Annotated in this window: 12 protein-coding genes, 2 tRNA genes and 2 rRNA genes; 4 read left to right on the forward strand and 12 right to left on the reverse strand. The window is 57.1% G+C overall.

All coding sequences use genetic code 11. The annotated features are described in order from the left end of the window. Positions 1–77 precede the first annotated feature (77 nt). The 4 genes from BFQ04_RS12435 to BFQ04_RS12450 form a co-directional block, all read right to left on the reverse strand. Positions 78–2,969, reverse strand: a 23S ribosomal RNA gene (locus BFQ04_RS12435). A gap of 236 nt (positions 2,970–3,205) precedes the next feature. Further along, positions 3,206–3,281 (reverse strand) — tRNA-Ala (locus tag BFQ04_RS12440). Between the two features lie 28 nt (positions 3,282–3,309). Continuing rightward, a tRNA-Ile gene (locus BFQ04_RS12445) sits at positions 3,310–3,386 on the reverse strand. 125 nt (positions 3,387–3,511) lie between these two features. Next, positions 3,512–5,048: ribosomal RNA gene (locus tag BFQ04_RS12450) — 16S ribosomal RNA — on the reverse strand. Together the 16S and 23S rRNA genes with 2 tRNA genes alongside form the textbook arrangement of a ribosomal RNA operon. 620 nt (positions 5,049–5,668) lie before the next feature. Between BFQ04_RS12450 and rhtA the strand changes: the two genes are divergently transcribed. Then, positions 5,669–6,556 (forward strand): threonine/homoserine exporter RhtA, encoded by an 888-nt coding sequence (gene rhtA / locus BFQ04_RS12455; protein ID WP_065951089.1) that lies wholly within the window; start codon positions 5,669–5,671, stop codon positions 6,554–6,556. A 169-nt stretch (positions 6,557–6,725) separates the two neighbouring features. Then, complete coding sequence (locus tag BFQ04_RS12460; RefSeq protein ID WP_065951090.1) at positions 6,726–7,007, forward strand: hypothetical protein; 282 nt, start codon at positions 6,726–6,728, stop codon at positions 7,005–7,007. Between the two features lie 116 nt (positions 7,008–7,123). Here BFQ04_RS12460 and BFQ04_RS12465 read toward each other — a convergent pair whose 3' ends face one another. The 3 genes from BFQ04_RS12465 to BFQ04_RS12475 form a co-directional block, all read right to left on the reverse strand. After that, positions 7,124–8,932 carry an aminopeptidase P family protein gene (locus BFQ04_RS12465; RefSeq protein WP_065951091.1) on the reverse strand — a complete coding sequence of 603 codons (1,809 nt, stop codon included), beginning with the start codon at positions 8,930–8,932 and terminating at the stop codon, positions 7,124–7,126. A 48-nt stretch (positions 8,933–8,980) separates the two neighbouring features. Then, positions 8,981–10,141: a cysteine desulfurase family protein gene (locus tag BFQ04_RS12470; RefSeq protein WP_065951092.1), complete on the reverse strand. Its 1,161-nt coding sequence runs from the start codon at positions 10,139–10,141 to the stop codon at positions 8,981–8,983. A gap of 232 nt (positions 10,142–10,373) precedes the next feature. Then, positions 10,374–10,643, reverse strand: a complete 270-nt coding sequence (locus BFQ04_RS12475; RefSeq protein ID WP_065951093.1) for a hypothetical protein — start codon at positions 10,641–10,643, stop codon at positions 10,374–10,376. 266 nt (positions 10,644–10,909) lie between these two features. Between BFQ04_RS12475 and BFQ04_RS12480 the strand changes: the two genes are divergently transcribed. Continuing rightward, positions 10,910–12,013, forward strand: a complete 1,104-nt coding sequence (locus tag BFQ04_RS12480) for a sigma-54 interaction domain-containing protein (protein ID WP_065951094.1) — start codon at positions 10,910–10,912, stop codon at positions 12,011–12,013. On the opposite strand, the gene BFQ04_RS12485 is transcribed toward BFQ04_RS12480, so the two are convergent. Further along, positions 12,002–12,367, reverse strand: coding sequence for an antibiotic biosynthesis monooxygenase (locus tag BFQ04_RS12485; protein WP_065951145.1), 366 nt, complete (start codon positions 12,365–12,367; stop codon positions 12,002–12,004). The genes BFQ04_RS12480 and BFQ04_RS12485 overlap by 12 nt on opposite strands. 99 nt (positions 12,368–12,466) lie before the next feature. Between BFQ04_RS12485 and soxR the strand changes: the two genes are divergently transcribed. Next, complete coding sequence (gene soxR, locus BFQ04_RS12490; RefSeq protein WP_065951095.1) at positions 12,467–12,916, forward strand: redox-sensitive transcriptional activator SoxR; 450 nt, start codon at positions 12,467–12,469, stop codon at positions 12,914–12,916. Between the two features lie 60 nt (positions 12,917–12,976). Here the strand turns inward: soxR and BFQ04_RS12495 are convergent, their stop codons facing one another. From BFQ04_RS12495 to BFQ04_RS12510, 4 genes are read right to left on the reverse strand one after another with little or no spacing between them, the layout of a single operon-like run. Further along, positions 12,977–14,224, reverse strand: a complete 1,248-nt coding sequence (locus BFQ04_RS12495; RefSeq protein ID WP_065951096.1) for an MFS transporter — start codon at positions 14,222–14,224, stop codon at positions 12,977–12,979. After that, positions 14,221–14,946 carry a 2OG-Fe dioxygenase family protein gene (locus BFQ04_RS12500; RefSeq protein WP_065951097.1) on the reverse strand — a complete coding sequence of 242 codons (726 nt, stop codon included), beginning with the start codon at positions 14,944–14,946 and terminating at the stop codon, positions 14,221–14,223. Before BFQ04_RS12500 ends, BFQ04_RS12495 begins: the two co-directional genes overlap by 4 nt. 4 nt (positions 14,947–14,950) lie before the next feature. Continuing rightward, positions 14,951–16,318, reverse strand: coding sequence for an ATP-grasp domain-containing protein (locus BFQ04_RS12505; protein WP_065951098.1), 1,368 nt, complete (start codon positions 16,316–16,318; stop codon positions 14,951–14,953). Between the two features lie 30 nt (positions 16,319–16,348). Beyond that, complete coding sequence (locus BFQ04_RS12510) at positions 16,349–17,503, reverse strand: KamA family radical SAM protein (RefSeq protein WP_065951099.1); 1,155 nt, start codon at positions 17,501–17,503, stop codon at positions 16,349–16,351. Positions 17,504–18,030: the final 527 nt, after the last annotated feature.

Below are 18,030 nucleotides of genomic sequence, written 5' to 3' on the forward strand. Positions count from 1 at the left end.
TCGAACTTTCGGTTCATCTCGTCTTCACACACCGCAATCTGATGCTCGTTAGAGTAGTCAAATTGCTTGGGTGTTATATGGTCAAGCCTCACGGGCAATTAGTATTGGTTAGCTCAACGCCTCACAGCGCTTACACACCCAACCTATCAACGTCGTAGTCTTCGACGGCCCTTCAGGGAACTCAAGGTTCCAGTGAGATCTCATCTTGAGGCTAGTTTCCCGCTTAGATGCTTTCAGCGGTTATCTATTCCGAACATAGCTACCCGGCAATGCCACTGGCGTGACAACCGGAACACCAGAGGTTCGTCCACTCCGGTCCTCTCGTACTAGGAGCAGCCCCTCTCAAATCTCAAACGTCCACGGCAGATAGGGACCGAACTGTCTCACGACGTTCTAAACCCAGCTCGCGTACCACTTTAAATGGCGAACAGCCATACCCTTGGGACCGGCTTCAGCCCCAGGATGTGATGAGCCGACATCGAGGTGCCAAACACCGCCGTCGATATGAACTCTTGGGCGGTATCAGCCTGTTATCCCCGGAGTACCTTTTATCCGTTGAGCGATGGCCCTTCCATACAGAACCACCGGATCACTAAGACCTACTTTCGTACCTGCTCGACGTGTCTGTCTCGCAGTCAAGCGCGCTTTTGCCTTTATACTCTACGACCGATTTCCGACCGGTCTGAGCGCACCTTCGTACTCCTCCGTTACTCTTTAGGAGGAGACCGCCCCAGTCAAACTACCCACCATACACTGTCCTCGATCCGGATAACGGACCTGAGTTAGAACCTCAAAGTTGCCAGGGTGGTATTTCAAGGTTGGCTCCACGCAGACTGGCGTCCACGCTTCAAAGCCTCCCACCTATCCTACACAAGCAAATTCAAAGTCCAGTGCAAAGCTATAGTAAAGGTTCACGGGGTCTTTCCGTCTAGCCGCGGATACACTGCATCTTCACAGCGATTTCAATTTCACTGAGTCTCGGGTGGAGACAGCGCCGCCATCGTTACGCCATTCGTGCAGGTCGGAACTTACCCGACAAGGAATTTCGCTACCTTAGGACCGTTATAGTTACGGCCGCCGTTTACCGGGGCTTCGATCAAGAGCTTCGCGTTAGCTAACCCCATCAATTAACCTTCCGGCACCGGGCAGGCGTCACACCCTATACGTCCACTTTCGTGTTTGCAGAGTGCTGTGTTTTTAATAAACAGTCGCAGCGGCCTGGTATCTTCGACCGGCATGAGCTTACGGAGCAAGTCCTTCACCCTCACCGGCGCACCTTCTCCCGAAGTTACGGTGCCATTTTGCCTAGTTCCTTCACCCGAGTTCTCTCAAGCGCCTTGGTATTCTCTACCCAACCACCTGTGTCGGTTTGGGGTACGGTTCCTGGTTACCTGAAGCTTAGAAGCTTTTCTTGGAAGCATGGCATCAACCACTTCGTCATCTAAAAGATAACTCGTCATCAGCTCTCGGCCTTAAGATCCCGGATTTACCTAAGATCTCAGCCTACCACCTTAAACTTGGACAACCAACGCCAAGCTGGCCTAGCCTTCTCCGTCCCTCCATCGCAATAACCAGAAGTACAGGAATATTAACCTGTTTTCCATCGACTACGCTTTTCAGCCTCGCCTTAGGGACCGACTAACCCTGCGTCGATTAACGTTGCGCAGGAAACCTTGGTCTTTCGGCGTGGGTGTTTTTCACACCCATTGTCGTTACTCATGTCAGCATTCGCACTTCTGATACCTCCAGCAAGCTTCTCAACTCACCTTCACAGGCTTACAGAACGCTCCTCTACCGCATCACTTACGTGATACCCGTAGCTTCGGTGTATGGTTTGAGCCCCGTTACATCTTCCGCGCAGGCCGACTCGACTAGTGAGCTATTACGCTTTCTTTAAAGGGTGGCTGCTTCTAAGCCAACCTCCTAGCTGTCTAAGCCTTCCCACATCGTTTCCCACTTAACCATAACTTTGGGACCTTAGCTGACGGTCTGGGTTGTTTCCCTTTTCACGACGGACGTTAGCACCCGCCGTGTGTCTCCCATGCTCGGCACTTGTAGGTATTCGGAGTTTGCATCGGTTTGGTAAGTCGGGATGACCCCCTAGCCGAAACAGTGCTCTACCCCCTACAGTGATACATGAGGCGCTACCTAAATAGCTTTCGAGGAGAACCAGCTATCTCCGAGCTTGATTAGCCTTTCACTCCGATCCACAGGTCATCCGCTAACTTTTCAACGGTAGTCGGTTCGGTCCTCCAGTTAGTGTTACCCAACCTTCAACCTGCCCATGGATAGATCGCCCGGTTTCGGGTCTATTCCCAGCGACTAGACGCCCTATTAAGACTCGCTTTCGCTACGCCTCCCCTATTCGGTTAAGCTCGCCACTGAAAATAAGTCGCTGACCCATTATACAAAAGGTACGCAGTCACCCAACAAAGTGGGCTCCCACTGCTTGTACGCATACGGTTTCAGGATCTATTTCACTCCCCTCTCCGGGGTTCTTTTCGCCTTTCCCTCACGGTACTAGTTCACTATCGGTCAGTCAGTAGTATTTAGCCTTGGAGGATGGTCCCCCCATATTCAGACAAAGTTTCTCGTGCTCCGTCCTACTCGATTTCATGACTAAGAGATTTTCGCGTACAGGGCTATCACCCACTATGGCCGCACTTTCCAGAGCGTTCCGCTAATCTCAAAGCCACTTAAGGGCTAGTCCCCGTTCGCTCGCCACTACTAAGGGAATCTCGGTTGATTTCTTTTCCTCAGGGTACTTAGATGTTTCAGTTCCCCTGGTTCGCCTCTTACGCCTATGTATTCAGCGTAAGATAACCATCTTATGATGGCTGGGTTCCCCCATTCAGACATCTCCGGATCAAAGTCTGTTTGCCGACTCCCCGAAGCTTTTCGCAGGCTACCACGTCTTTCATCGCCTCTGACTGCCAAGGCATCCACCGTATGCGCTTCTTCACTTGACCATATAACCCCAAGCAATCTGGTTATACTGTGAAGACAACATTCGCCGAAAATTCGAATTTCTCGTTAAGAGAACTCACAAATTTTACCTTAGCCTGATCCGTTACCAGTGAAAGTAACGTTCAGTCTATCTTTCTATCACATACCCAAATTTTTAAAGAACGATCTAATCAAAGACTAGAAATCAATATTCACTTCAGAATATTCATTTCTAAACTCTAACAGCAGAAGCAGTTAATGGTGGAGCCAAACGGGATCGAACCGTTGACCTCCTGCGTGCAAGGCAGGCGCTCTCCCAGCTGAGCTATGGCCCCGCTTTTAAACGGGTTGCGACACTAAAATTGGTGGGTCTGGGCAGATTCGAACTGCCGACCTCACCCTTATCAGGGGTGCGCTCTAACCAACTGAGCTACAGACCCAATTTTGATGCGTTACGCAATCAAACTTGAAGCTTGTAGCTCAAAGCTTGAAGCTGCTTCTATCGTCTTCTTCAATGAATCAAGCAATTCGTGTGGGAACTTATGGAGCAGCTGATGTCGTCGATTAAGGAGGTGATCCAGCCGCAGGTTCCCCTACGGCTACCTTGTTACGACTTCACCCCAGTCATGAATCACACCGTGGTAACCGTCCTCCCGAAGGTTAGACTAGCTACTTCTGGTGCAACCCACTCCCATGGTGTGACGGGCGGTGTGTACAAGGCCCGGGAACGTATTCACCGCGACATTCTGATTCGCGATTACTAGCGATTCCGACTTCACGCAGTCGAGTTGCAGACTGCGATCCGGACTACGATCGGTTTTGTGGGATTAGCTCCACCTCGCGGCTTGGCAACCCTCTGTACCGACCATTGTAGCACGTGTGTAGCCCAGGCCGTAAGGGCCATGATGACTTGACGTCATCCCCACCTTCCTCCGGTTTGTCACCGGCAGTCTCCTTAGAGTGCCCACCATAACGTGCTGGTAACTAAGGACAAGGGTTGCGCTCGTTACGGGACTTAACCCAACATCTCACGACACGAGCTGACGACAGCCATGCAGCACCTGTCTCAATGTTCCCGAAGGCACCAATCTATCTCTAGAAAGTTCATTGGATGTCAAGGCCTGGTAAGGTTCTTCGCGTTGCTTCGAATTAAACCACATGCTCCACCGCTTGTGCGGGCCCCCGTCAATTCATTTGAGTTTTAACCTTGCGGCCGTACTCCCCAGGCGGTCAACTTAATGCGTTAGCTGCGCCACTAAGAGCTCAAGGCTCCCAACGGCTAGTTGACATCGTTTACGGCGTGGACTACCAGGGTATCTAATCCTGTTTGCTCCCCACGCTTTCGCACCTCAGTGTCAGTGTTGGTCCAGGTGGTCGCCTTCGCCACTGGTGTTCCTTCCTATATCTACGCATTTCACCGCTACACAGGAAATTCCACCACCCTCTACCACACTCTAGTCAGTCAGTTTTGAATGCAGTTCCCAGGTTGAGCCCGGGGATTTCACATCCAACTTAACAAACCACCTACGCGCGCTTTACGCCCAGTAATTCCGATTAACGCTTGCACCCTCTGTATTACCGCGGCTGCTGGCACAGAGTTAGCCGGTGCTTATTCTGTCGGTAACGTCAAAACAATCACGTATTAGGTAACTGCCCTTCCTCCCAACTTAAAGTGCTTTACAATCCGAAGACCTTCTTCACACACGCGGCATGGCTGGATCAGGCTTTCGCCCATTGTCCAATATTCCCCACTGCTGCCTCCCGTAGGAGTCTGGACCGTGTCTCAGTTCCAGTGTGACTGATCATCCTCTCAGACCAGTTACGGATCGTCGCCTTGGTGAGCCATTACCTCACCAACTAGCTAATCCGACCTAGGCTCATCTGATAGCGCAAGGCCCGAAGGTCCCCTGCTTTCTCCCGTAGGACGTATGCGGTATTAGCGTCCGTTTCCGAACGTTATCCCCCACTACCAGGCAGATTCCTAGGCTTTACTCACCCGTCCGCCGCTCTCAAGAGAAGCAAGCTTCTCTCTACCGCTCGACTTGCATGTGTTAGGCCTGCCGCCAGCGTTCAATCTGAGCCATGATCAAACTCTTCAGTTCAAACATCTTTGGGTTTTTAAGAAACCCTAAACTTGGCTCAGCAATCGTTGGTTACATCTTTGATTTCTCGCGGAGTAACTTGTGATGCTGATAATCTTGTTGACTATCAGTCTGACTCCACAAGCACCCACACGAATTGCTTGATTCAGTTGTTAAAGAGCGGTTGGTTAAGATCTTTCGTCTCAAACGAGGCGCGCATTCTACAGCAGCCTCATTTGCTGTCAAGTGGTTATTTTCAGAAGTTTTCGAAGATTTCTTCAACAACTTCAACCACTTGCGCTTGCGATCTCTCGTAAGCGGGAGGCGAATTATACAGCGTTACACGCTGCTGTCAACACCTCTTTTTCAACTTCCTGCTGGCTTCGCTGAACTGAAGCAACTTGCTGTCGAAAACTGCTTAACTCGTTGTTTACCAAGGAGTTTTCCGTTTCGACTGCGCCGGAAGTGGGGCGAATTATAGACAGATAAAATTCTACGTCAACCGTTAATGTGAACTTTCTATCAATCCCGTTTAAACCCCCTCAGCCCTTGCTCAACTGAGCAATATATTGCTCAATCCGTGACCGTTAAGCATCATAATCCCTCTGCCCTTCTATATATGACTTCGGACAACACCTTCAATGACTACCCCACCCCGCAGCCTGGCCTGCGCACTCTTCCCCGTTGGCCTGCTGTTGATCGCGATGGCATCCATCCAGTCCGGCGCCTCGCTGGCCAAAAGCATGTTCCCGATTATTGGTGCGCAAGGAACTACCACCCTGCGCTTGATCTTCGCCAGCGTGATCATGCTGCTTCTATTGCGCCCATGGCGTGCCAAGCTGACGGCCAGGTCCCTGCGCACGGTCGTTGTCTACGGCATGGCGCTGGGCGGCATGAACTTTCTCTTCTATATGTCGCTGCGCACCGTCCCCCTGGGTATTGCGGTCGCCCTGGAATTCACGGGCCCGCTCGCCGTCGCCATCTATGCATCGCGCCGGGCAGTGGACTTTTTGTGGGTCGCGCTGGCGATCATCGGTTTGCTCCTGTTGATTCCGATGGGACAAGCCAGCAGTGGCATTGACGTGGTGGGTGCCGCGTATGCACTCGGCGCCGGCGTTTGCTGGGCGCTTTACATTCTGTTCGGCCAAAAGGCGGGTAACGATAACGGCGTGCAAACCGCCGCGCTCGGCGTAATGATCGCTGCTTTATTCGTCGCACCCATCGGCATCGTGCACGCCGGTACCGCGTTGCTGACCCCCGCGCTGATTCCTGTCGCCATCGGCGTGGCTATCTTGTCTACGGCACTGCCCTACACATTGGAAATGGTTGCGCTCACCCGCCTGCCCGCTCGCACTTTCGGTACCCTGATGAGTATCGAGCCGGCGTTCGGCGCCCTCTCCGGTCTGTTCTTCCTGCATGAGCAACTGACGCTCGCGCAATGGCTGGCCATCACCTGCATTATCCTGGCCTCTGTCGGTGCGACGCTGACAATGCGCAACGAATCCAAACCGCTGGTACCCGCCGACTGACGCTGTTTGCAGGCAGCTCTGGTATTTAACGCTCATTTAGGCCATGTTTAGGCTCGTAAAACGAATGTCCTTCATGGAGAAGTTCGACACGGACAGCATGAACGCTACGCTCGAGAGCGAGTAAAAGCCGACTTCGATCCTTTTGCGAAGCGGCTATTTAAGGATTGGAATGAATCGAATTTTGATACTGTTGCTGGTCGTAGGCATTGCTGGTTGTGCCGCGACCACTAAAACAGAAGTGAAACGGGGCAAGAAAGGGCTGCATATCAACTGTTCGGGCCTGTCCTCCTCCTGGGACCAGTGCTACACCAGCGCAGCCAATTCATGTGGTGCCAAGGGATATCGGGTTATCGCCAAATCCGGCGACAATTCCGAGGAGCCAGGGGATTACCCCTTCGGCCTCAACCCTGCCGGCTACACCAGCCGCAGCATGATCGTCATTTGCAAATAGGTACCTGAGCGACGCACAACAAGAACGTCGCACTGGTAGTCAGCGCCGGCAATGCGACGCTGTTTTCGGTCAGGACCGTGTGGATTTCGTGCGCGAAGCCCTGAGCCAGTCCTGAATCAGATCGCCGCTGTACGCACCTGCAACCACTCGAGCGCATCGCCACTGAGCAACGGGCTCAAACGCTCGCGCACCTGGGCATGATAAGCGTTGAACCACTCGCGCTCATCAGTACTGAGCAAGGACGGCTCCAGGCAACGGGTGTCGATCGGGCACAGCGTCAGTGTTTCGAACTTGAGGAATTCACCAAACTCGGTCGTCCCCGCTTCACGGTTCAACACCAGGTTCTCGATCCGCACGCCCCAACGCCCAGGGCGGTAGGTACCCGGCTCGATCGAAGTAATCATGCCCGGCTGCATCGCCGTCTGCGGTGCGGCCAACGCCTGGTAGGCGATCACTTGCGGCCCCTCGTGCACGTTGAGGAAATACCCTACACCGTGCCCCGTACCATGACCGTAATCCACGCCTTCGGCCCAGATCGGCGCACGTGCGATGGCATCGAGCAGCGGCGACAGGATGCCTTTGGGGAAATGGGCACGGGACAAGGCAATCACGCCCTTGAGCACCCGCGTGCAATCGCGTTTCTGCTCTTCACTCGGCGTACCGATGGGTACCATCCGCGTGATATCCGTCGTGCCACCCAGGTACTGGCCACCCGAGTCGATCAGCAACAAGCCATCGCCTTCGATCACCGCATGTTCTTCCGGCGTGGCGTGGTAGTGCGGCATCGCGCCGTTGGCATTGAAGGCCGCGATGGTGTTGAAACTCAGCGATACATAACCCGGACGACGGGTACGCGCCGCGGTCAGACGCTCGTCGATAGTCAACTCGGTAATGCGCTCGCGCCCCAGGGCCGTTTCCAGCCAGGCGAAAAATTCGCACAAGGCGGCGCCGTCCTGCTCCATGGCCTGACGGATATGTTCGGCATCAGCCAGGCTTTTACGCGACTTGGCCAGGGTGGTCGGGTTCAAACCTTCCACCCGCTTCACACCGGCGTCGAGATGTTCCAGTAGACCGGCCGTGACGCGTGCCGGATCAATTTGCAGACTTGCCCCTGCCGGTACAGCTCGCAGCGCGTCGGCCACGTCACTGTAGTCGCGTACGGTCACGCCATCGCGCTCGAGCGCCGCCCGCAGTTGGGCATCGACTTTGCTCAGCGCCACGAACAGGGTGGCCTGCTGCTGATTGATCAAGGCGAAAGACACGAATACCGGATTGAACGACACATCGCCACCGCGCAGGTTAAACAACCAGGCGATGTCATCCAGTGTCGCGATGAAATGCCAGTCAGCACCGTTGTCTTTCAGGCTGGCGCGCAGGGCCGCGAGTTTCTCGCCACGGCTGAGGGTCGCTTGCGGGGGCAAATGCTGATAGATCGGCTGGTTCGGCAGCGCCGGGCGGTCATGCCAGACGTCATTGAGCAGGTCGACATCGGTACGCAAGCGCGCACCACGCTCAGCCAGCTTGCCACCCAGGGTCCGTGCCGACGCCACGGCCATTACCGCGCCATCCACGGCCACCACGCCGCCTTCCGGGGTTTGTTCAGCCAGCCACTCCAGGGGGCCGGGTTGGCCCGGTTGCAGTTTGACCAGCTCGATGCCACTGCCTTTGAGTTCCTTGGTCGCCTGTTCCCAGTAACGGCTGTCGGCCCACACACCGGCAAAATCCGCGGTGACGATCAGCGTTCCCACCGAACCATGAAAGCCCGACAACCATTGGCGCCCCTGCCAGTATCCCGGCAGGTACTCGGACAAATGCGGATCCGCGGACGGCACCAGCAGGGCGTGAATGCCCTCTTGGCGCATCAGCTCACGGGTCTGCGCCAGGCGCTGGGGAACCGTTCCATGGGTCAAAGGCTGCGTACTCATTGTGTCTCCTGCTAACCACTAATAATTGTTATGGACTGCGGATACGTTTCAGACGGCCCAGAACGCCGGTGCGCTGGCCAGGGTCGACTTGATCAGTTGTGCCGCTTCGTCGATATCCCGCTCGGTAGTAAACCGGCCGAGACTCAAGCGAATGGTACGGGCGGCGCTGCGAGCGTCATGCCCCAGGGCCAGAAGCACATGGGACGGCGCGTTGCTGGCCGAATTGCACGCTGAAGTCGCCGAAAAGGCAATACCGGCGCTCAACGCACTGGCGTTGAATTCGCCTTCGCTGAACGTAAGGCTCAGGGTGTGGGGAATTCGCTGTACAGGGCTGCCGTTGAGGCGCACGCCCGCAATCGACCCCAATTGATCCAGCAGACGCTGACGCAAGGCCGCGATGTGTGCCTTCTCCTCGGCAAAAGACGCCGCCGCCAGGGCGAACGCCGTGCCCATGCCCGCGATCTGGTGAGTCGCCAGGGTCCCCGAACGCAAGCCGCCCTCATGACCGCCGCCATGAATCTGCGCCAATACCTTCTGCTGCGCCCTGGGCCCCACGTACAACGCGCCGATACCTTTCGGACCGTAGAGCTTGTGGGCCGAAAACGACATCAAGTCCACCGGCCACTGCGCCAGGTCGATCGCGACCTTGCCCGCGCCCTGAGCCGCGTCCACATGGAACAACGCCCCCTGTTCACGCACCCGCGCGCCGATGGCCGGGATATCGCTCAACGTGCCCAGTTCGTTATTGACCAGCATCAGCGACACCAGAAAGGTGTCTTCACGCAATGCCTCACTGACGGCTTCGACACTGATCAGGCCTTCGGCATCGGGCACCAGGTAGGTCACCGCCACCCCGGCTTCCTGCAATTGCCGCGCGGTGTCGAGCGTCGCCTTGTGTTCGATCTGGCTGGTGATGATATGCCCGCCCGTTACGCCACGGGCCTGGGCCACGCCTTTGATCGCCAGGTTATTGGACTCGGTGGCGCCGGAGGTCCAGACAATCTGCTCGGGCTGGGCGCCGACCAGTTCGGCCACCTGCTCACGCGCCTGCTCAACCGTTCGCCGGGCCGCCTGGCCGAACGCGTGGGAGCTGGACGCAGGATTACCGAAATTGGCATTGAAGCCCAGACACTCAACCATCACCTGGATGACTCGCTCATCCACCGGCGTAGTGGCGGCGTAGTCGAAATACAACGGACGTTTATTCATGGCGTTAAAAACTCGCAGAGCGTGTTCCCGAGAGCAGTGTCGCGGGGGCATCGAACAGAACAGAGGTTGTCAGATTTAACTGATCGGATGCCGTTAAAGAAGGACCACTGTATGAAAATGTGCGTCGGAACGCTCCTGAAATTCAGCTTAACAGGCTGAAGTCACAGCATGGAAAACAAAAAACCCGAGATTCCTTATGGGAAACCCGGGTTCTTCACCGCAACAGCGCCGCTCAACTGGGGCGATCCTTCAGGGCTACGCTGCGCTCGGCATTCATTTCGCCCTGATGATCAAAACCGAAAGACTGCTGTGGCTGGCCGGTCAGTGCCGCGCGCTGGCGTTGATAGTCATCGAATGACAAACCCCGACGACTCAGCGCTTCGAGCGCCAGTTGCTGGGTTTCCTGCGCCGTGTAAGGGCGCAGCTCAGGGGATGGATGGGTCGCGCATCCGGCGAGGACAGAGGTGACAAGCAACAGCGAAACAGCGAGTGAACGGATCATGGCGGTGGCCCTGCAAAGGAGGTGTCGAATCAATGAACACAGGCTACTCCGGCCCCCGCACGCTGAAAAATCACCGTCCTCGATAGTCGCTATCAACCGTTACGGCAGGCTCGATAAGCACAACCATTTATTCTTTTAAGATCTATAAATATGTAAATCAATTAATTTACGGAATATAAGAATCCCTCTATAAACAACGCTGCCCACCAACGTTGCTACGTCTCGCCAAAGGCATTTCCCGCATTTTATTTCCAAGAGAGGTGTCCATGCAGTTACTAACCCTCCCCCCCTCGCCCGCCCTCGCGACCTCCATCCGTGCCACGGCCCAAGTATTCGAAGACCCGAAATCCAAGGCCCTGCTCGATCACATCCAGCAAGTGGCCCCCAGCGAAGCCAGCGTGCTGATCATCGGCGAAACCGGCACCGGCAAGGAACTGGTAGCGCGGCACATCCACACGCTCAGCGCGCGGCGCAACCGGCCATTCGTGGCGGTTAACTGCGGGGCGTTTTCTGAATCCCTTGTCGAAGCCGAGCTGTTCGGCCACGAAAAAGGCGCCTTTACCGGCGCCCTCTGTGCCAAGGCGGGCTGGTTCGAAGAGGCCGATGGCGGCACCTTGTTCCTTGATGAAATCGGCGATTTGCCCCTGGCGATTCAGGTCAAGCTGCTTCGGGTGCTGCAGGAACGTGAAGTGGTACGCCTGGGCTCGCGCAAGAGTATTCCTATCGACGTGCGGGTACTGGCGGCAACCAATGTACAACTGGAAAAAGCCATCAACGCCGGGCATTTCCGCGAAGACCTTTACTACCGCCTCGACGTAGTCAGCCTGGAGCTCAGCCCACTGCGCGAGCGCCCCGGCGATGTCCTGCCGCTGACCCGACACTTCATCGACGCCTACAGCCGACGCCTGGGTTATGGCCCGATCACCATCAGCCGCGAGGCGGAACACAAACTCAGGAGCTACAGCTGGCCGGGCAATATTCGCGAGCTGGAAAACGTGATTCATCACACGCTGCTGATCTGCCGCAACAGCGTGATCGAACGCGATGATCTGCGCCTGTCGAACCTGCGCATCGAGCGCCAGGACGACAGCCAGCAAGGCACCGACAACAGCGCCGACGCACTGCTTGCGCGCGCCTTTCAAAAACTGTTCGAGGAACAGGCCGGCGCCTTGCACGAAAAGGTCGAGGACGCGCTGTTACGCGCCGCTTATCGCTTCAGCCACTATAACCAGGTGCATACCGCCAGCCTCCTGGGTTTGAGCCGCAACGTCACGCGCGCGCGGCTGATCAAGATCGGCGAGTTGGCGGTGAACAAGCGCAGGCCTGGGGCAAACCTGCAGGGCGAGCGAATGCTGCATCTATCCATTTAGGCGGCAGTGCAAGGCGTCGTCATGGCTGCGCTCAAAACTGCGCAGCACCTGGAACGAATCAAAGATCACCGCCTGGGCCCGGTGCACTCGAATCAGCGTCCAGAATTCCTCGCCGCCTTGCTCGAAGCGCCTGAAGGCCGCCTCGCCATCCTCACGGGATTGCCATTGCAGGTAGTTGAGCACCCGCCGCCCGTCATCGCTGACCTGCACGCTCGCACTCAAAAAGCCGCCATAGCTTTGCGCCAGTCGCTCGCTTTGCAGGGACAAGGCCGCCACCAGGGCAGATTGCTGGCGCGGGTCGATCTGAAATTCGATCAACTGTGTGAAGCTGCGACTTTTCTCTGATAACTGCATGAACACTCCCCTTTCTTTGTAGGCAGAATCTTGCGATCCAGTGCCATGCAGGGTAAAACCTCTAGTTAAGTCAAGGTCAAGCGCTGAATCGGGGTTTTTATGCTCAACAAGGAACTCACCGTTGGCCAATTGGCTGCTCGCAGCGGCGTGGCCGTCACCGCCCTGCATTTCTACGAAACCAAGGGGCTGATCAAAAGCCATCGCAACGCCGGCAACCAGCGGCGCTACCCACGGGATGTGTTGCGGCGGGTGGTGGTGATCAAGATCGCCCAGCGCCTGGGAATTCCGCTGGCGACCATTGGCGAGGCGTTGCAGGCATTGCCCGATGGCCGAACGCCCACTGCCAAGGATTGGGCACGCCTGTCGGCACGCTGGCGGGAAGACCTGGATGAGCGGATCAACAAATTGTCGCTGCTGCGCGACAAACTCGATGGCTGCATAGGCTGCGGGTGCCTGTCGATGGAGGCGTGCCCGCTGCGCAACCAGGGCGACCAACTCGGTGAGCGCGGGCCGGGTGCGCAGTTGCTGGAGCCTACTGCACAATCCTGAGTGGCCGACCCGATCCCTGTGGGCGCTGCGCGGACGCCAGTTCCCTTGCCACAGTGGCGATCAACGCGTGGGCGGTGACCCCGACGCGTCCGGCCGGTCCCGGTAAGCCGTGCAGCCCAGCCACAAGGTCATCACTGCCAACGCCGTCAGCGGCAGCCCGTGGAACAGCACGATCACCTGGGCCGGCGTCCACGTCACATAGAACGGCCCGACCACCAGCATCCCTACACCAAAACCTGCCATCTGAATCAGGGTCAACAAGCTGAACAGCGGCAGGCGCAAGCTATCTGGCTCGCTTTGCGCGCGGGAGACCAGCGCCACTTCGGACAGCCCGTCCCCCAACCCTGCCCACACCACCAACAGCAGCGCCAGCCACAATTCGGTTTGCTGGAAGGTCAGGATAAAGCCGCTGGACATCAGCGCCACCCCAAACATGAACAACCGCTCCATGCTTGGCGTGCCGCGCCCCTTCAACAGCGCACTGGCGATACGCGCCCCGATAAACTTGCCACAGGCCCAGACCGCCAGCAGATACCCCATCACCGTCTTGGCCGTGTCCGGGGAAATGTACTGGGACAGCACCGGCCAGCCGACGTTATGCGCCGCGCTGCCGAGGGTGTCGAGCATGCTGATCAACAACATGGCGGCCAGCACCGGCGCGCCGCGCAGTCCCTTGGTCAACGCCTGCCACTCGGCCGAAAGAGCGCGATGCGTGGCGACGGTAGCGCTGTACAACCCCCGCAGTGGCATGACCAGGCAAGCGGCTATCACATAGGTGCCGATATTCGCCGCGAATACCGCCTCGAATCCCCCCGTGGCAATCAGCAGCCCCGACAGCAAGCTGCCGAACACCGCGCCGGTCGCGGCCGCCGAGGTGATCCAGGCGTTGGTATCAACCCGCTGCTCAAGGGCAACCCAGGTGGGCAACTGGCTGTTGAGGCCGATGGCAAACAGCGAATTGCACAGGCCGATGCCAAAGGCGATGAACGGCAGCAGACTGAGTTGATGCGCTGGGATCAGCAGCAGCAACGGCATCAGCAACAGTGCTCGCGCCAGGTCCAGCCCGGCCAAGGTGCCGCGCCCGGCGAAACGCCGGAAAAACGGGATGCCGAACAGGCTCGCGGCAATGCCACCAGTCACGCGGCACGCCAGGAAGATGCTGACGAACACCACGCTTTGGCTGAGCCAGTAGACATAGGTGGACAAGGCCACCATGTTGAGGAAGGCGCCAAAGTCCGACACGCCGCGAGCGAAGATGATCAGCCGCGCGTTGCGGATCGACAGGTATAACTGTTGATCGTGGCTCATGCAGGCAGCGCCGCTTGATCATCCGGCACGCTGCGCAGGCTGACCAGCAGTATGTCGCGCCAGGCCGGTGTCGACTCGACCTTTGGCCGCACATCGCCGGCGCGGTGATAGAGCCCTCGGTCATCGATCACGATGGTTTCCAAAAAGCGCGTCATCGGCAGATTCAACACGCGACTGTGTTCCTCATCACTGGTAAACACTTCCGAGACCACCGGCAGCGTGTTGTGCTCGCCGATAAAATGCATGAACACCCAATCCAGACCATCCTGGTGAATCCCCGACGTAGTGGGGCTGCACGCTTGCGCGTCCGCCCGCACACGGAACTGGTGGATGTCGATGGTATGACTCCGCTCGCCCAGGTGCGGTGCGATCACCGCCAGGTCGGTGGCCAACAGCTTGCGCATCAGCGGATGTTCGATAAAGCCTTCCTCGCTGTAGCTCAAATGGTTCACCCCCTGGCGATAGTTGACGGCGTAGGTGACCGGCGACTTGAACGCGGTTCTCCTGTCGATCTGCAACTGCCGTGAGGGTGATAAACGATAGCGCAGAATACGCCGCTCGCGATGGGTGTAGGCCTTGAACGCTTCGTCGCGCACCAGGTTGGCCCAGTACGCGCGAAAGCTCTGCTCTTCGCCCGCCTCGACACTGACCAACTCGCCAAAGTCAGGGCGATGGCAGTAATGGTGCTCGCGCAAGTGCGCGGAAACTGTCGGGATATCCATATCGCTAGCCTGCCACCGGGTTGTCGATGATGACGCGCAAGTGCTGGCCGACCGCATCATGCAGTGCGCGCGCATCGCCAGCGCCTGCAACCCTGGCCCAGCACTTGAGCAGATAGTGCTCCTCGATATCCGCATCGATCATGTGCCCCGGCTCCTGCTGGGCATACTCGAGCACCGCGACGTTCTGCTCGAGGAACTCCACGCCCTCAATGCCCTGAAACCGACCGCTGTGCTGCGGGTAGATCGCCAGCATCGCGTAATGTTGCCCGGCCTCGGCCACCTTGCGTGCGCCCGCTTCCAACTGCGCGGCGATCCCCTGGCCGCCCGTCAGCAACGAAAGATACAGCTGATAGGGATCGATACCGGCCAGATCGCGAAACGCCGCGTTCACATAGAGCCCGCCCACGCGCGGGTTGATCTCGATCACCACAGGGCCCTGCGGGGTCATGCGGAACTCGAAATGCACCACGGCGTTGGTCAGGCCGACCGCGTTCAGGCACGCCACGGCGTACGCGCGGATCTGCTCGCACTCACGGTCGGTGAAGGAGGTCGGAGGGGAAATCAGCAGGTTTTCGAGAACCGTGCCACTGCGCTCGGTCAGCAACAGTTTTTCGTTGATCAGCAGTGGATGCACACGCTCGCCAGCCACCACACACTCCACGCTGCCTTCGATACCCGGGATGTAGCCCTCCAGCAGGAGACTGCGCCCGGGAATGTAGTCATGCCGTTGGCCGTCGTCCTCCAGTAAAGTCTGCGCACAGCCATAGAAATCCGCGTACGCCGCCGTGGCGTGGTCTTTGACAAACAGCGCGTAGTGGCTGCGCAGTTCCGCCCAATTGGCGCATTTCCTGATAAACGCCGAAGCGCCGCCAAACGGCGGTTTGGCGATCAGCGGGTAGCCGACCCGTTCAGCCTGTTGCTGGAGTTGCTCTTCGTTATTGCACAGCGCAAACGGCACCGAGGCAATGGCGTGCTGTTTCAGCCTCTTGCGCATCAGGAACTTGTTGTTGCACGCCGCAACTGCCTCGGGGCGGCTGTGCACCAGGCCCAGACGCTGGGAAGCCCGCGCAACGATACAGCCGACTTCGCCCAGCGCAGACGGATGGCCGGCCTGGCAGAAAATCCCGCGAATCTGATACTGCCCATCGAGCTGGCCGACCAACTCCAGAATGGCCTGCTCGTTGAGGGCGTCGAGCAGGAACACCGCATCACTGTCATCCCTGAGCCTTTGCACATGCCTGCGCCCTGCGACGCCCGCCGTCAGACACACCAGGCCCTCGGCGCGGGCAGCCGCGAAGTGTGGCTCCCGGTAGTTATAACGAACAGATGTACTGTCATCGACATCGATAAAAAGGATGGCGTCTTGTTTCATGCTTAATACCGCCTCAGTGCATAAGTTGATTCAGGCATCCTGCCAACTGCACCACTGCCCTTCCCAGTTACGGAATCGGTAATGGCGCTGTCCATCGCGAACTTCGAAGTACGGCAAGTCCTCAGGTTTTTCAAAGTCCAGCAGCGGCACCGTAAACTTGCCTTGGGCGTGCGGTAGAACATATTCCGGCAGGGCGATATTGGACACTCGCCGCTTGAGGCGATCCATGATGGCGATGGCCTGACTGATCGAGGCCTTGTATTCCGACGCCCCGGGTGAAAACGGCATGAAGTGATATAAGTAATAAGGCTTCACACCCAAACGATAAAGATCGATAAACAGTTTATGCAGGGTCGCTTCATCGTCGTTGACGCCGCGCAACAACGGCATGTTGGAAAACACGATCGGCACCACGCCCTGAATACGTTTGACCGCCACCGCAAAGTCAGCGCTGAGTTCGAGCGGATGGCAGACGTGCACGCCAAACGCATTGACCTTGTACTTTTCCAACATCGCGATCAACTCATCGGTCACGCGAAACGGGTTGAAACTCAAGGCCCGCGAGTGAACGCGGATCAGCAGGTCGTCACTGATTCCGCGCAGTGCGGCCAGGTACTCTTCAAGCTTGCGGTCGGCCAGCATCAGCGGATCGCCGCCGCTGAGAATCACTTCTTCGATGGTCGGGTTGGCGCGGATGTACTCCACCGATTCCATGAAGGAATCCCGGCTGGCGTTGGCCTTGTCAGTGCCCACCTGCAACGTGCGCAGCGCTTCGAAGCAGAACTGGCAATAGGCATTGCAGGTATTGGTGGTGCGCAGGATGACGCGATTGTCGTACTTGTGCTGGCAGATGGGCGTCTTCATTTCATGGCCCAGCTCCCAGTTCTCGGAAGTGCCATCGTAATCACCCTCGATCTGCTCACTCCAGTACGGCACCACTTGCCGCCACAGCGGGTGGTCCATGACTGTGCCACTGGTGAGGGAACGCTTGATCAGATCGATGTAGTAAGGCGTGATCTGCATCTTGCGCCCGAGCAGGTTATGTTCGATGTGCGCAGTCGTTTCCTCGCCCCAACCACCGCAGGCAGCGCGAAGCGTCGGCTCATCACGCAAGGCATTCTTCTGCTGCCAGCGCCAGTCCTGCCACTGCACCGAGCGGTGAATTTCTTGATCAAAAATCGACATGAGTAGGTACTCTCTGTTCAGGCAAATGAACGCGTGCCCTTCCCTGGCGGGAACAGCGATATTCGCAACAATGACAATCGACTTGGGCGGCAGGCGGCGATCAAATGGCCGATGCAATCAGCCACGTTGAAAAGCAATAACAACTTGTTATAGAGGGGGTCGGATAAGCGACGGAGACGGTCATTTAACACACTTCCTTTTTTTTAAAATTATCTGACTTCCATGCCGACACCTACTTAAGCCGAAGCGTTCGACAGCGTCAATAGAATATCCCTTGTTTTTTTCAGGATTCCAACCACGCCTGCGTCCACCTCCCGCAAACATAGGCAGTCAGCCGTTAAAACGCATTCATTTAAAAAGTAAATAACACCGTGAATACTTCGTTCAGCCTCCCGCAACAGTATTTTTATACTTATATAACTACGTAGTTCGGCGCGTATTACTCTGCCTCGACGCGCACCTGGCCTGCACCCGGCCCCTCGGTGCCATCACGCACGATCGGTGCCCATGCGTACGGCCGCCTGTGC

This window comes from Pseudomonas sp. 37 R 15 (genome assembly GCF_900004865.1).
Classification (GTDB): domain Bacteria; phylum Pseudomonadota; class Gammaproteobacteria; order Pseudomonadales; family Pseudomonadaceae; genus Aquipseudomonas; species Aquipseudomonas fluorescens_AM.